Annotated in this window: 13 protein-coding genes; 7 read left to right on the top strand and 6 right to left on the bottom strand. The window is 67.3% G+C overall.

Annotation, left to right across the window (positions count from 1 at the left end; genetic code table 11):
* From aceB to VFE83_RS17455, 4 genes are all read left to right on the top strand, one after another.
* On the top strand, positions 1 to 1620 hold the full coding sequence (aceB, locus tag VFE83_RS17470) for a malate synthase A (RefSeq protein ID WP_324908525.1): 1620 nt from the start codon (positions 1 to 3) through the stop codon (positions 1618 to 1620).
* 153 nt (positions 1621 to 1773) lie between these two features.
* Entirely contained in the window at positions 1774 to 3072 is a 1299-nt protein-coding gene (gene aceA, locus VFE83_RS17465; RefSeq protein WP_324908523.1) for an isocitrate lyase, read from the top strand.
* Between the two features lie 351 nt (positions 3073 to 3423).
* Positions 3424 to 4476 (top strand): GGDEF domain-containing protein, encoded by a 1053-nt coding sequence (locus tag VFE83_RS17460; RefSeq protein WP_324908521.1) that lies wholly within the window; start codon positions 3424 to 3426, stop codon positions 4474 to 4476.
* 29 nt (positions 4477 to 4505) lie between these two features.
* Complete coding sequence (locus VFE83_RS17455) at positions 4506 to 6974, top strand: putative peptide modification system cyclase (RefSeq protein WP_324908519.1); 2469 nt, start codon at positions 4506 to 4508, stop codon at positions 6972 to 6974.
* A gap of 1 nt (position 6975) precedes the next feature.
* Here the strand turns inward: VFE83_RS17455 and VFE83_RS17450 are convergent, their stop codons facing one another.
* Both VFE83_RS17450 and VFE83_RS17445 read right to left on the bottom strand, forming a co-directional pair.
* The gene (locus VFE83_RS17450) at positions 6976 to 7212 is read right to left on the bottom strand and encodes an NHLP-related RiPP peptide (protein WP_324908517.1); all 237 of its coding nucleotides are present in this window, start codon (positions 7210 to 7212) and stop codon (positions 6976 to 6978) included.
* Between the two features lie 182 nt (positions 7213 to 7394).
* Entirely contained in the window at positions 7395 to 8597 is a 1203-nt protein-coding gene (locus VFE83_RS17445) for a putative peptide maturation dehydrogenase (protein WP_324908515.1), read from the bottom strand.
* Between the two features lie 220 nt (positions 8598 to 8817).
* Here VFE83_RS17445 and VFE83_RS17440 point away from each other — a divergent pair, with 220 nt between their 5' ends.
* On the top strand, positions 8818 to 9291 hold the full coding sequence (locus tag VFE83_RS17440) for a hypothetical protein (protein ID WP_324908513.1): 474 nt from the start codon (positions 8818 to 8820) through the stop codon (positions 9289 to 9291).
* A 163-nt stretch (positions 9292 to 9454) separates the two neighbouring features.
* On the opposite strand, the gene VFE83_RS17435 is transcribed toward VFE83_RS17440, so the two are convergent.
* Together VFE83_RS17435 and ubiK are read right to left on the bottom strand one after the other, a co-directional pair.
* Positions 9455 to 10969 (bottom strand): YifB family Mg chelatase-like AAA ATPase, encoded by a 1515-nt coding sequence (locus VFE83_RS17435; RefSeq protein WP_324908511.1) that lies wholly within the window; start codon positions 10967 to 10969, stop codon positions 9455 to 9457.
* A gap of 8 nt (positions 10970 to 10977) precedes the next feature.
* A complete protein-coding gene (ubiK, locus tag VFE83_RS17430; RefSeq protein WP_324908509.1) occupies positions 10978 to 11241 on the bottom strand; it encodes a ubiquinone biosynthesis accessory factor UbiK in 264 nt (87 codons plus the stop codon).
* Positions 11242 to 11419: 178 nt separating this feature from the next.
* Between ubiK and VFE83_RS17425 the strand changes: the two genes are divergently transcribed.
* Both VFE83_RS17425 and VFE83_RS17420 read left to right on the top strand, forming a co-directional pair.
* Complete coding sequence (locus VFE83_RS17425) at positions 11420 to 11758, top strand: P-II family nitrogen regulator (protein ID WP_324908507.1); 339 nt, start codon at positions 11420 to 11422, stop codon at positions 11756 to 11758.
* Entirely contained in the window at positions 11698 to 12000 is a 303-nt protein-coding gene (locus VFE83_RS17420; RefSeq protein WP_324908624.1) for a hypothetical protein, read from the top strand. The genes VFE83_RS17425 and VFE83_RS17420 overlap by 61 nt, the downstream gene beginning before the upstream one ends.
* On the opposite strand, the gene VFE83_RS17415 is transcribed toward VFE83_RS17420, so the two are convergent.
* Together VFE83_RS17415 and speE are read right to left on the bottom strand one after the other, a co-directional pair.
* Positions 11997 to 12662: a phosphotransferase gene (locus VFE83_RS17415; protein ID WP_414674780.1), complete on the bottom strand. Its 666-nt coding sequence runs from the start codon at positions 12660 to 12662 to the stop codon at positions 11997 to 11999. The genes VFE83_RS17420 and VFE83_RS17415 overlap by 4 nt on opposite strands.
* 222 nt (positions 12663 to 12884) lie before the next feature.
* Positions 12885 to 13733 carry a polyamine aminopropyltransferase gene (gene speE, locus VFE83_RS17410; protein ID WP_324908505.1) on the bottom strand — a complete coding sequence of 283 codons (849 nt, stop codon included), beginning with the start codon at positions 13731 to 13733 and terminating at the stop codon, positions 12885 to 12887.
* Positions 13734 to 13919: the final 186 nt, after the last annotated feature.

The following is a 13919-nucleotide window of genomic DNA, read 5'->3' as shown; positions in this document are numbered from 1 at the left end:
ATGTCGGCAGTCATGGCGCAGCCCCAGCAGGCGGACATCGAGGTCATCGGCCGGGTCGAGGGCCAGTCGGAGGTACTGACGCCGGCGGCGCTGCAGTTCCTGGCCGGCCTGCATCAGCGCTTCGAGCCGCAGCGGCAGGCCCGCCTCAAGGCGCGGCGCGAGCGCCAATCGTTCTTCGACGGCGGCGGGCTGACCGACTTTCGTGAGGACACCCGGGCGATCCGCACCGGCGACTGGAAGGTGGCGCCGCTGCCGCAGGCGCTGCTGGACCGCCGCGTCGAGATCACCGGGCCGGTCGATCCGAAGATGGTGATCAACGCGCTGAACTCCGGCGCGAAGGTTTACATGGCCGACTTCGAGGACAGCACCTCGCCGACGTGGCCGAACCTGATCGCCGGCCAGCGCGCACTGATCGGAGCGGTGCGCGGCACGCTGGAATTCACCGCGCCCGGCACTCCCGAACACCCTGGCAAGCACTACGCGCTGCGCCCATTCGAGGAGCAGGCCGTGCTGATGGTGCGCCCGCGTGGCTGGCACCTGGACGAGAAGCACCTGCGCGTCGACGGCACGCCGATCTCCGGCAGCCTGTTCGATCTGGGCCTGTTCGCCTTCCACAACGCGCACGTGCTGGCCGGCAAGGATCGCGGCCCGTACTTCTACATCCCCAAGCTGCAGTCGATGGAAGAGGCGCAGCTGTGGAACGACGTGCTCGACGACATCGAGCGCGAGCTCGGCCTGCCGTCGGGGCAGCTCAAGGTCACGGTGCTGATCGAGACGCTGCCGGCGGTGTTCGAGATGGACGAGATCCTGCACGCGTTGCGCACGCGCATCGCCGGCCTGAACTGCGGGCGGTGGGACTACGTGTTCTCGTACATCAAGACCTTCCGCAGCCACCGCGACAAGGTGTTGCCGGAGCGCGCGCAGGTCACGATGACGCAGCCGTTCCTCAAGGCGTACTCGGAGCTGCTGATCCAGACCTGCCACAAGCGCGGCGCCCACGCGATGGGTGGCATGGCCGCCCAGATTCCGATCAGCGGCGACGAAGAGGCCAACGAAGCCGCGCTGGCGAAGGTGCGTGCCGACAAGCTGCGCGAGGTCACCGCCGGCCACGACGGCACCTGGGTCGCGCATCCGGCACTGATTCCGCTGGCGATGCAGATCTTCGACGAACGCATGCCCACGCCGAACCAGCGCCACGTGCTGCGCGAGGACGTGTGGGTCACGCGCGACGACCTGATCAAGCCGTCGCTGGGCACGATCAGCCGCGCCGGCTTCGAGAACAACGTCGAGGTCTGCGTGCGCTATTTGGCCGCATGGCTCGACGGCAACGGCTGCGTGCCGATCCACTGGCTCATGGAAGACGCGGCGACCGCCGAGATCGCGCGCACCCAGCTGTGGCAGTGGCTGCATAGCGAAGGTCTGCACCTGGACGACGGCACGCCGGTGGATTTCGCGCTGCTGGAGCGCGCCTTCCTCAACCTGCCATCGCGCCTGGGCGACACGTCGCGGATGCCCGGCGCCAGCCGCATCAACGAGGCGATCGGCGTGCTCGACCGGCTCACGCACGCGGACACGCTGGAGGACTTCCTCACCCTGCCGGGCTACGCGCGGCTGGACTGATGGCTTTCTCCCTCCCCTTCAAGGGGAGGGTCGGGGTGGGGATGGTTGTCCCCACCGCAACGGAATCCCGCAAACGAAGTGAAGCAGCGCAAACCCATCCCCTCCCAACCCTCCCCTTGAAGGGGAGGGCTCAGAAAAGCAGAGGACCATGCCATGAACACCCTGCAAACCGCCGAGCAACTCCGTCACGACTGGGCCACCAACCCGCGCTGGGCGGGCATCACCCGCCCGTACTGCCCGCAGGACGTGGTGCGCCTGCGCGGCACCGTGGCCGTGGAGCACTCCATCGCCAAGCTGGGTGCGCAGAAGCTGTGGAACTCCCTGCATACCGAGCCCTTCGTCAACGCGCTGGGCGCGCTGACCGGCAACCAGGCGATGCAGCAGGTGAAGGCGGGCCTCAAGGCGATCTACCTGTCGGGCTGGCAGGTGGCCGCCGACGCCAACATCGCCGGCGAGATGTATCCGGACCAGTCGCTGTATCCCGCCAACTCGGTGCCGCAGGTCGTGCGCCGCATCAACAACACGCTGCTACGCGCCGACCAGATCCAGTGCGCCGAAGGGACCGGCGACGTGGACTTCCTGCAGCCCATCGTGGCCGACGCCGAAGCCGGCTTCGGCGGCGTGCTCAACGCGTTCGAACTGATGAAGGGCATGATCGAGGCGGGTGCGTCCGGCGTGCATTTCGAGGACCAGCTGGCCAGCGTCAAGAAGTGCGGCCACATGGGCGGCAAGGTGCTGGTGCCCACGCGCGAAGCCGTCGAGAAGCTGGTCGCCGCGCGTCTGGCCGCGGATGTGATGGGCGTGGCCACGCTGATCATCGCGCGCACCGACGGCGAGGCCGCGGATCTCATCACCTCCGACATCGACGACAACGACAAGCCGTTCTGCACCGGCGAGCGCACGGTGGAAGGTTTCTACAAGACCACCAAGGGCCTGGATCAGGCGATCAGCCGCGGCCTCGCGTACGCGCCGTACGCCGACCTGGTGTGGTGCGAGACCGGCAAGCCGGACCTGGAATTCGCGCGCAGGTTCGCCGAGGCGATCCACGCGAAGTTCCCCGGCAAGCTGCTGGCCTACAACTGCTCGCCCAGCTTCAACTGGAAGAAGAACCTGGACGACGCGACCATCGCGAAGTTCCAGAAGGAAATCGCGTCGTACGGCTACAAGTTCCAGTTCATCACGCTGGCCGGCTTCCACAGCCTCAACTACGGCATGTTCAACCTGGCGCACGGCTACGCGCGCCGCCAGATGAGCGCCTTCGTCGAGCTGCAGGAAGCGGAATTCGCCGCGGCCGACAAGGGCTTCACCGCGGTCAAGCACCAGCGCGAAGTCGGCACCGGTTATTTCGATGCAGTGACGCAGACCATCCAGGGCGGCCAGTCCTCGACCGTGGCCCTGAAGGGTTCGACCGAGGAAGAGCAGTTCCACGAGAAGCGCGCTGCGGCGGCGTAAAAAAGACCAACCGAACCGTCGCTTCCGCCCCCTCCCCTGCGAATGCAGGGGAGGGTTGGGGAGGTGGAAATGGGCACCCATAGCCCAACAGATCAGCACGCTCGAACCGGAACGCGCGGGCCATTCACCACACCGCACGCCCGGCGCTCACCTCAACCCCTCTCAGCCTTGCACTCCCTGCGGTCGCCGGTGGGAAAGGGCCCGAGGGTTCGACCGAAAAGTGCGCGGGCGTAACCGGAAACCGCCGCCAGCGCCCATTCAGCACTCCCTGTCCGGCCCGGCCTCCGTCGTCCGTTTGACACAAGGTTCAGGTGCTATTCTCGGCCTCTCCCAAGGACTGGGCCCAGTTGGATGACTCGTGACAGCGCGGCGTCCGTGCGGACGCGCGACTCCCTCAATTCCAGTACGGTCAGCACGGCGCCTGCGGATGTGGCGACGGCGGTGCTTACCGACGCGGAATACGAGTTGTTCGCCGAACTGGGCCGTCCGCGTCGCGTCGAAGCCGGACAACTGCTGTTCCGCCGCGGCGAGCTGGGCACCACGATGTTCGTCATCGCGCGTGGCGTGGTCGACCTGGATTTCGGCGACGACCTGGTCGGCAAGCGCCTGGGCCCCAGCGAATTCTTCGGCGAACTCGGCCTGCTGATCGGCGACCATGTGCGCAGCGCCGATGCCGTGGCGGCCAGCGACGGCCTGCTGATCGAACTGCGCCACGAGGAATTCCAGCGCCTGGTCGATCGCGACCCGGGCCTGGTGTCGTATTTCCTGCGCCGCGCGATCCTGCGCGTGGTGCTGAACGAGCAGAGCCTGATCCGCCGCCTGCGCCGTCGCAACGAGGAGCTGCAATCCGCGCTCGACAGCCTCTACGCCGCCACGCACCAGCTCAACCAGACCGAAGAGCTGGTGCGCACCGACGAGCTGACCAGCCTGTACAACCGCCGCGGCCTCACCCTGCACCTGCAGGAATGCCGCGCGCTGGGCAAGCCGGGGCAGATGGGCCTGCTGCTGGTCGACTGCGATCGCTTCAAGCAGGTCAACGACGACCACGGCCACCTCATCGGCGACCGCGTCCTGCAGGGCGTGGCCAACATCCTGCGTTCCATCGCCGGCCCGGACGACCTCGCCTGCCGCCTCGGCGGCGACGAGTTCTGCCTGCTGGTCGCCACCGACAACCCGGAAGAAGTGCTGCGCTTCGCCGAGTTCGTCGTCGCGACCGCGCAGGGACTGATGCAGATGTCGCATGGCACGCCGCTCATGTGCCCGCTCAGCGTGGGTGCCTGCCTGGTGGACCCGGCGGCGGACTGGAACGACTGGTACGCTCGCGCCGACGCGGCGCTCTACCAGGCCAAGCGCCTGGGAGGCAACCGCGTGCACTGGCACGACATGGAACTCACTTCGGCCTGAGCCCACACGGATAAGAGAGGCGCTGTGCGATGAACGACATGACCCATCGCCCGTCGATCGAGGCACCGCAGCTGCGCACGCTGCTGCTGACCGACCTGTGCGATTCCACCACGCTGATCGAGCGCATCGGCGACGTCGAAGCCGCCACGCTGTTCCGCGATCACGACCGTCTGGTGCTGGACCTGCAGCAGCGCTGGCGCGGACGCCTGATCGATCGTTCCGACGGCATGCTGCTGCTGTTCGAACGCCCCATCGACGGCTTGGGCTTCGCGCTGGATTACATGCGCGGCCTGCGCGAGATGGGCAGCGCGCGCAAGCTCGAACTCAAGGCGCGCGCCGGCCTGCACGTCGGCGAAGTGCTGACCTGGCGCAACAGCGACGAAGCCGTGCAGGTGGGTGCCAAGCCGCTGGAAGTCGAAGGCCTGGCCAAGCCGATGGCCGCACGCCTGATGGCGATGGCGCGTCCGGGGCAGATCCTGCTGTCGGCCGTGGCCGAGCCGCTCGCCCACCGCGCCGCGCGCGAACTGGGCGAGCGCGGCCAGCACCTGCTGTGGAAATCGCACGGCCGCTGGCGCTTCAAGGGCGTGCCCGACAGCCAGCAGATCTACGAAGTCGGCGAACCCGGCATCGCCCCGCTGCGCATGCCGCCGCACACGCCCAAGGCCTGGCGCGATATCCCGCTCTGGCGCCGCCCCGCGGCCCTCGCCGCAGAAGCCGCCGTCATCGCCGGCATCGGCGTGGGCGTCTGGTTCGCCACGCGTCCGGCACCGGCCATCGCGTTCAACCAGCGCGACTGGGTGGTCGTCGCCGACCTGCGCAACCTGACCGGCGACCGTCGTTACGACGACTCGCTGGAATCCGCGCTCCGCATCAGCCTGGAGCAATCCAAGCACGTGAACATCCTGTCCGATGCTCGCGTGCGCGAAACCTTGCAGCTCATGCGTCAGGCGCCGCTTGCCGAGGTCGATCGGGAACTGGCCTCAGAGGTGGCACTGCGTAGTGGTGCGCGCGCCGTGCTGTTGCCCACGGTGTCGGAGGTAGGCGGGCAGGTACAGGTCAGCGTCGAGGTGGTGGATCCGACGTCTCAGGCGACCGTGTATGCGGAGACGGCACGTGGTCGCGGGGCGGATTCAGCCATCGCCTCGGTGGGTGAAGTCAGCGCGAACCTGCGCGAGCATCTCGGCGAGGCGCTTTCCGCGATCGAGGGATCCTCCGCACCCGCCGAGAAGGTCACTACGGGCAGCCTGGATGCTATGCGCGCATTCACGCTGGGCCAGCAGGCCTACGCACTGCAGGACGTCGACGAGGCGCGCCAGCACTTCAAGCAGGCGCTAAGCATCGACGACGGATTCGCCCTGGCGCGCATCGGCTTGGCCCGTATCGAGTACTCGCAGGCCAATGTCGCCGCGGCGCAGGAGAACATGGCGGCTGCGCTGAAGGACAAGACCCGGCTTTCCGCACGCGAACGGCTCTATGCGGATGCGCAAATGTCCATGCTGGCGTGGGACACGGATTTCATCAGCAAGTGGGAAGCGCTGTACAAGCTGTACCCGGATTTCCACGTTGCCGCGTACAACATGTCGTACGCCATGCTGTATGCCAATCGATATCCCGAAGCCCTGGACTACAGTTCGCGCGCGGCCGCGGCCCAAGCAATCACCCGGCCCGCCGCACTGCACCATCGTGCCATTGCGGAAGCGGCCCTGGGCGACTTCGCCGCCGCGGATCGGGATTTTAGTGAGGTGGATAAGCTCGGCTCGCGAATGGGCGTGGTCTATCCAGTTTTCCTGAAGGCCGCACAGGGGAATTTCGACGTGGCGCGAAGCCTCCTCGCGAGAAAGATCGAGGGTGCTCCGCGGCGTGGCGAGGTCGAAAAGGCAATTGCAGGCGCGATCCTGGAAGCCGATGCGGGACGGTGGGACGAGGCAGATCGCAAGGCCCGGGACCTGCTCAAGTCGGCCGACGCCTCGATGGGACCCTTCCAATGGGTCGCTCGCAGCACGAGCCTGTCGATCATGAAGAGGACGGCTGGCAAAAGGGAAATTGGCCAGCAGGTCTCCGGCCTGCTCGAATCTGCGCAGGAGTCGCTGCCGAAGGCGAAGGGACTGGAGCGGGAGATCGTCGCCATGGCGGCCCTCTACGCCGGCTTCGTCGGTAGCGAGCTCGGGTATACCGACGCAGCCGATCGCGCCATCGAACTGGCGGCGCCCATCGCGGCCAGTTCGCCTCAACGCGCGTTGGCCAACATGATTGCGATCGTGCGGGCGAAAGAGTCGCTGCGTGCAGGCAACGCGCAGCAAGCTCTGGATGAACTCAAGTCCTTCGACCAACCGTGGTCGTTGGCGCTTACCAGGCTCGTGCGTACCCAGGCGCTGCAGGAGTTGTCAGGCACCACGGCGCCGACGTTGGATCGGACCGATCCGAAATGGCGCGGCCGTGCCTACATGGAATGGGCGGCCGAACGGCCGCCCATCGTGGAGACCCTGGCCGCGCGCTGAGTCAGCGCATGAAGATGACCCAGGTGTTGCTGGCTTCCATTTGCTTGCTGAGCAGATCCATGTTGTCACGGATGTGTTCCTTCGACGGAAGATGCGCGGCAAAGGGGGCGATTGCCGGATCCACCTGGAAACCGTACTCGGCCAGCGTGGCAACCGGATTGGCCTCAAGACGCGAGCGGAAGTCGTCGTCATCGGCAAGACGTTGAAGCAGCTCGAGGGTGTTCTTCGAAGTTGTCATGACTCTCTCGTATGTCAGTGGACTCGTGATGAGGAGGCGCAGTCGCGCCGTCATACCGCAGCCGGAGGTCGGCGGCCCGCGCTGCGGCTACTGCGCCACGCTTCGTGGACGCAGTCGTTCGTGTCGTTACATTTCCCCTGGAGATTTCTGAGTTGCGGCAGGCCCCCTGGCCCGCGCCAGCATCATGTCATGGCTGGTTCGAAGGGTGCGGGCTGCAAATGCAATTCGTGTGCCGTGTCGTCGATGATGCCCAGCCCGTTCGCGCCGATGACCACCTCGGCCAGCGGGTCGAGACCAAGTCTCGCGCCGGCGTCGGCGTCGTTGATCGCTGCGGTATAGAACGCACCCAGACCCTGGTCGGCGGCCAGGAGATAGAAGGTCTGGCTGAGGTGTCCAGAATCAAGCAGCAGCGCCTTGTAGGCTTTCGGATGCCGCCGGTACTTCCAATGGTGACGGTCCACGCGGCCCACGTGGAATACCAGCGCCTGCGCCTGCGAGAAGTACGACTGTCCGACGGTCAGTGACGTGGCCAGCCTGCGTGCCTCGTCCTCATCGAGGGGGGTCAGCAGCGACAGGGCGTGTTGCTCGCTTGAGTAGTGATAGAAGCCGGGCTTGATCCCCTCGACCTTCATGACGAGGGGATAGGCCTCTATCGGATGCAGTGCGCCGCCTGAAGGACTGGTCCGCCGAATCGCCACGACGCCTGGTGCAAGCTCCTGCAGGCCTTGAGCGCCGAATGTCCCGTGAAGCAGGTGGCCTAAATCGCGCAACGGCAGGGGGCGCGATGCATCGAAATGTCGCGTGGTGCGTCGCGAGCGAAGCGCCTCCCAGAGGTGCCCCTCCAGACGCTCGCGCGGTAGCGGAGCAGTGGCGATGGCGTCTGTCCGTCCATGGAAATGGGAAGGTACCGGCCCGTGCGCCTGCGTGGCCGCGATCAGGCGTTCGCGATGAGCTTGGTCGTTATGGTCCCGGGTCCCTTCATCGCTCATCACGCCGCTCCAACGCGAGTGTGCGTGATAGACCGCCGCCAAGGGATGCCAGCCGATTTCCCTGAGCCGTGCCTCACCCTCCCGGAGCGTTGCCATGCCTGCCTCGTCCGAATCGCTTATCACGGCGCCGCGCTGGATGAGCGCCAAGACGTCGTCCTTGGTGGCCAGTCCAAGTCTGGTCAGCTCATCGACCTCGTGCCATTGCGTCGAGGTCAAGCGCGCGATGATGGCGAGCTGATCGGGGGTTAGGACAACCCGCCGCCCCGTCACCGCGCAGAGCAGATGGACGCCGACTGAAGGATCCAGCCGCAGCTCGCCGCGCAGGAGCTGCGCGATGTCGGGGACGAGAGCATCCCCGATCTCGATGAGGCATGGGTCTGGGCGACGAATCTTCATCTCCCGAGTATGCCCGCAGGAGGTTGCGCGCATGCTTCGTACGCCGTGGCGCCGGCATGGTCGACCGACCCGCCCGCTGGATACCCATCCGCCCGTTTCTACACTCAGGCGGATGGCGTCCCCGGCAGAACGGCCATCGGCGCTATTTGACATTTTTTGGCCATCGACAGTGCTTAATCTGCCGTTGTATGGTGGGTGCTCGCCAAATGGAGCGTCAAGAATGGGTGCTCTTCGCCTCCTGCCCGCGTCTGTATTGGGGCTGATCCTCTGCGCGTCCGCAGCATTCGCCTCGACGGACCGCGACGCATTGCTTATCGATGACATCCGCGCCCAGCAGAGCGAGATCCGCGCCGGCGTGGAGTCGCGCAGTGGACCCTACAAGAGCCTGAGTGATGCGCAACGCAATGAACTGCTGAGCAGGCAGGGACGCATGTTGCGGACGCTGGAGGGCAAGCAATCCATTGAAGAGCTCAGCGAGCAGCAGCGGGTCGACGTCTTCAACACGCTGGAATGGATCGAGGGCGTGGTCAACAACAGCGAGGACGAGCGCATGGTGTGCGAACGCAGGCCGATCCTCGGGAGCCATCGCAAGGAGCGCGTCTGCAAGACGGAAGCGCAATGGGCCCGCGAGCGTGAGGCCGCGCGTAGGGCACTGGAAGCGCGTGGCGCCTGCCCGGACTGCAAGACGAACTGAGGCAGCTCTGCCGCCTCTGCCAGGGTATCGATCGGCCCCCGCCGGGAGCCAAGGCCCGTACATACGTGAAGCTGGCACCGACTCATCGGCAGTCGATGGTTCGTGTCGCTTCAGCACCATCGCAGGCGAACTTCGACCGGCCGAACTGACGCAGTGATCGCCACTACGCCGACCGGGACGCCCGATCCGCGCAGCGGTAGTTGATCGCCTCGGTGAGGTGGGCGGTGCGGATCGCATCGGACCCGCCGAGGTCCGCGATGGTGCGGGCTACGCGCAGGATCCGGTGCATCGAACGCGCCGAGAGCTGGAGGGCTTCCACCGCGCGCTCCAGCAGCGCCTGGTCGCTCTCGCCCAGCCGACAGTGGGCGGCGGTCTCGGCCTGGTTGAGGTTGGCGTTGGGCTTGCCGGCGCGCGCGTGCTGGCGTTCGCGCGCCTGCACGACCCGCGAGCGGATGGTTGCACTGGCCTCGCCCGGTGCCGCGTCGGTGCGCAATTCCGATGGCGCCAGGCGTGGGACTTCGACATGCAGGTCGATGCGGTCGAGCAGGGGGCCGGAAATGCGGGCGCGATAACGCCGGACCGCATCCATGCTGCAGCGGCAGCGGCCGGACGCATCGCCCGCCCAGCCGCACGGGCAGGGATTCATCGCGGCGACCAACTGGAACCGCGCGGGAAATTCCGCGCTGCGTGCCGCGCGCGAAACAGTTACCACCCCGGATTCCAGCGGCTCACGCAACACTTCCAGCGCGCGACGGTCCCACTCGGGCAGTTCGTCGAGGAAGAGCACACCCTGGTGGGCCAGCGAGATTTCCCCCGGACGCGGCTGCGCGCCGCCGCCGACCAGCGCCACCGCGCTGGCGGTGTGATGCGGCGCGCGGAACGGACGTTCGCGCCAGCGGGTCGGATCGAGCCCGCGCCCGCTGACGGAAGCGATGGCGGCCGCCTCCAGCGCTTCGTCTTCGGTTGCCTCAGGCAGCAGTCCGGGCAGGCGCGAGGCCAGCAAAGTCTTGCCACAGCCGGGCGGGCCGATCAGCAGCAGGTGGTGGCTGCCGGCCGCGGCGATCTCCAGCGCGCGGCGTGCATGCGCCTGGCCGCGCACATCGGCCATATCGGCGGAGGCGACGGCTGCAGTCGCGACGGATGGTGTCTCAGCCTGGGGAAGCGACTTCCGGCCGTCGAGTTGCCCGCACACTTCGAGAAGGGTGCGCGCGGTGCGGACTTCGCAGCGGCTCGCCAGCGCGGCCTCGGCGCCATTGCCCAGGGGCACGATGAGGCGGCGGCCGTCGTGCGCCGCGGCCAATGCGGCGGGAAGCACGCCGTCGACCGGTCGCAGTTCACCGGTCAGTCCGAGCTCCCCGAGGAACTCCCAGCCTTCCAGTGCCTCGCGCGGCACCTGCCCGCTGGCGGCGAGGATGCCCAGTGCGATGGGCAGGTCGAAGCGCCCTCCCTCCTTCGGCAGATCGGCGGGCGCCAGGTTGATGGTGATGCGGCGGGCCGGGAACTCGAACTGTGCGCACAGGATCGCCGCGCGCACCCGGTCCTTCGCCTCGCGCACGGCCGCCTCCGGCAGACCGACGATGGACATCGCCGGCAGCCCGCCTGCCAGATGCACTTCCACGCGCACCGTAGGCGCGCGCACGCCCGTTCGTGCACGGCTGTGCACGAGTGCCAGGTTCATCGGGAAACTCAGCGCTGTGCGGAACCGCGGCCGAGCTGGGCCTCGAGTTCGGCGACGATGCGCTGCAGTTCGTCGACCTTCTCGCGCGTGCGCAGCAGCACCGCGCGCTGCACTTCGAACTCCTCGCGCGTCACCAGGTCCAGCTTGGCCAGCCCGGACTGGAGGATCGCGCGGAAGTTCTCCTGCAGTTCCTTGCGGCTTTCGCGCAGGCCCGGCGGGACCAGCGTGCTGAGGCGGCGGGCCAGGTCGTCGATGGGGTTCAGGTCGATCATGGGGAAGAAATCCTCCGGCGAAGCCCGAAAGCGTGCGAGGCCGGCCGTGAGGACGCCGTCGGCCAGGGCCGCTGCGGCGTGTGGGGGAAGTCCGAGCAAGACCGCATCACTCTAACGCAAGGGCACCGTCTCGGCATCGTGTTCGCTATCCTCCCGCCGTCACCAGGGAGATGCAGCGATGAAGATGGTCATGGCGGTGATCAAGCCGTTCAAGCTCGACGACGTGCGCGAGGCGCTCGCCGAGGCCGGCGTGGCCGGCATCACCGCCACCGAGGTCAAGGGCTTCGGCCGGCAGAAAGGCCATACCGAGCTCTACCGCGGTGCCGAGTACGTAGTCGACTTCCTGCCCAAGATCAAGTTGGAGGTCGCCGTCACCGACGAACAGGTCGACACGGTGGTGGAAGCCATCATGAAGGCCGCAGGCACGGGCAAGATCGGCGACGGCAAGATTTTCGTGTGGGACCTGGAGCGCGCCGTGCGCATCCGCACCGGCGAGATGGACGCCGACGCGCTCTGAGCGTCCTCCTGCGTTATGCCGACGGCCGTGAGGCGAACCTGGGCGATCGCGTCGACATCGACGCTGATCGCCGTGGGCATGTCGTCGCCTGCCTCGACCGCGACGACTACGCTGCGGAGTATCCCGCCGCGGAATGGCGCTATCTCGAACGCGGCCTGCTGGTCGAGACCGACTCCGGCGGGCTCGTCCACTATCCGGACGCCGGCGTGGAAGGTTTCGAACTGCTCCGCCGCGACGATTAGCCGCTGCGGCCCTTGAAGCGCCGATAGACCCGCTTCCATCCGGTGCGGATGGCCTCGACCCACCCCGGCGGAGCCATCGCGGCGGCTTCCTGCCGGCTCGGCGGCTGTCCGGTGATGCGCTGGCGCATCTTGAGGACGTTGGCCAGATCGCTGCGGCGCAGCTCACGCACGGGTGGCAGCCAGCGCAGCCAGCGCGGCGTGCGCACGGCGGAGGCGAAATCGATCAGTACCGGTGTGCCACCCGAGATCAGCACATTGGCCGGATGCAGGTCGTTGTGGGTGATGCCGGCGTCGTGCAGTGCCGCCACTGCGCCACGCAATTGCTGGAACACTGCGGCGCCCGCTTCGATGGTTGCCTCGCCCGGCGCGACGCCGGGAATGAACTCGATCCCCAGCGCGAGCCCGCCGATGGTGCCGAGCAGCGCGGGCGCGTGCCGCCATCCGCGCAGCAATCGCAGCACACGCGCTTCGCGACGGACCAGCAAACGTGCCAGCGGCGATAGTGGCGTCCAGCGGTATCGACCGTAGTCCTTCACCACGGCCGGGCGGCCGTCCACGTCGATGACGTAGACGTCGGGTTCGAGGAGGCGTTCGCCGCGTTTCAGAACGCGGCCCGTCGGCGGCAGCACGCGCTGGCCGGGCGGCAGGAGCATCAGGTTCATGGGCGGGTCCGGCGACGCGCGTCGTGCTCTGGGGGAGGGCGGCGCGGGGTGGAACTGAAAACCGGAAGTTCCGGTTAGCGAAATTCTAACGAGCGTTCGCGCCTGATCGACCGCCGCAGGCCGCACGCAGTGTTCCGCCTGCGCGCCACGATGCGCATGATCATCGCGCCCGAAACGAAAAAGCCCCGCACTTGGCGGGGCTCTCCTGCGAAGCGCGGAAGGTTACTCGCCCAACGCGGCCGCCACGAACGGCGGCAGCGAAGCCGCCCCCTGATGGATGTCGGCGGTGTAGTACTTCGTTTCGAACGACTTGCCGCGTGCGTCGGCTTGGCGGAAGTCGAAGCCCTTCCCCTTGCGCGCCAGCGTGCAGCTCCACCAGCCGGTCGGATAGCACGGCTGCGGGAACGCCAGCGTCTGGAACGTGGTGAAGCCGGCCTTGCCCATCTCGGCACGCATTTCCTTGATGAGGTCCAGCAGCATCAACGGCGATTCGGACTGCTGCACGAGGATGCCGTCGTCCTTCAGCGCGCGGAAGCAGCTTTCGAAGAACGCCTTGTTGAACAGGCCCTCGGCCGGGCCGACCGGGTCGGTGGAGTCCACGATCACCACGTCCAGCGAGTTGGGCTCGGCGTTCTTCACGTACGCGATGCCGTCGTCGAACAGCAGCGTGGCGCGCGGATCGTCGTTGGCGTCGCACAGCTCCGGGAACCACTTCTCGGCCATGCGCGTGACCTGCTCGTCGATATCGCACTGCACCGCGCGCTGCACGCCCGGGTGCTTGAGCACCTCGCGCAGCGTGCCGCAGTCGCCGCCGCCGATGATGACAACGCGCTTAGGGTTCGGGTGCGTGAACAGCGCCGGGTGCGACATCATCTCGTGGTAGAGGAAGTTGTCGCGCGTGGTGAGCATCACCGCGCCGTCGATGAGCATGAGGTTGCCCCAGTCGGTCGTCTCGAAGATCTCGATCTTCTGGAACGGCGACTGCACTTCATCGAGCTTGCGGGTGATCCGGTAACCGATGGCCGAGCCGGTGTGCTCGAAGTTCTCGTACTGCCAGGTGGGTTCGCTCATGGCGGTTTCTGCGATCTCGTGGCCGGGGGCGGCAAACGCCCGAGTGTAGCGGACGCACCGGAACGCCCGGTCAGCGCCGACCGGCGCGGCTGTGGACACCCTGGCGGACGCGGGGACGGCGTCGCCGGCAGCGTTCTGTGGCCGCGCCTGCCGACGCCGGCCGCACGACGTCGTCGATCCGCCGCG

Origin of the sequence: Lysobacter sp. (assembly GCF_035655815.1) — a bacterium.
Classification (GTDB): Bacteria; Pseudomonadota; Gammaproteobacteria; order Xanthomonadales; family Xanthomonadaceae; genus Lysobacter_J.
The sequence above is the reverse complement of the archived record's forward strand: the minus strand, read 5'-3'. Positions and strand labels throughout refer to the sequence as shown.

Coding starts and splice junctions, on each gene's coding strand:
- speE (WP_324908505.1), bottom strand. CDS start 13,733: ATGAGCGAACCCACCTGGCAGTACGAGAACTTCGAGCACACCGGCTCG.
- aceA (WP_324908523.1), top strand. CDS start 1,774: ATGAACACCCTGCAAACCGCCGAGCAACTCCGTCACGACTGGGCCACC.
- VFE83_RS17450 (WP_324908517.1), bottom strand. CDS start 7,212: ATGACAACTTCGAAGAACACCCTCGAGCTGCTTCAACGTCTTGCCGAT.
- VFE83_RS17435 (WP_324908511.1), bottom strand. CDS start 10,969: ATGAACCTGGCACTCGTGCACAGCCGTGCACGAACGGGCGTGCGCGCG.
- VFE83_RS17440 (WP_324908513.1), top strand. CDS start 8,818: ATGGGTGCTCTTCGCCTCCTGCCCGCGTCTGTATTGGGGCTGATCCTC.
- VFE83_RS17455 (WP_324908519.1), top strand. CDS start 4,506: ATGAACGACATGACCCATCGCCCGTCGATCGAGGCACCGCAGCTGCGC.
- ubiK (WP_324908509.1), bottom strand. CDS start 11,241: ATGATCGACCTGAACCCCATCGACGACCTGGCCCGCCGCCTCAGCACG.
- aceB (WP_324908525.1), top strand. CDS start 1: ATGTCGGCAGTCATGGCGCAGCCCCAGCAGGCGGACATCGAGGTCATC.
- VFE83_RS17425 (WP_324908507.1), top strand. CDS start 11,420: ATGAAGATGGTCATGGCGGTGATCAAGCCGTTCAAGCTCGACGACGTG.
- VFE83_RS17445 (WP_324908515.1), bottom strand. CDS start 8,597: ATGAAGATTCGTCGCCCAGACCCATGCCTCATCGAGATCGGGGATGCT.
- VFE83_RS17460 (WP_324908521.1), top strand. CDS start 3,424: ATGACTCGTGACAGCGCGGCGTCCGTGCGGACGCGCGACTCCCTCAAT.
- VFE83_RS17415 (WP_414674780.1), bottom strand. CDS start 12,662: ATGAACCTGATGCTCCTGCCGCCCGGCCAGCGCGTGCTGCCGCCGACG.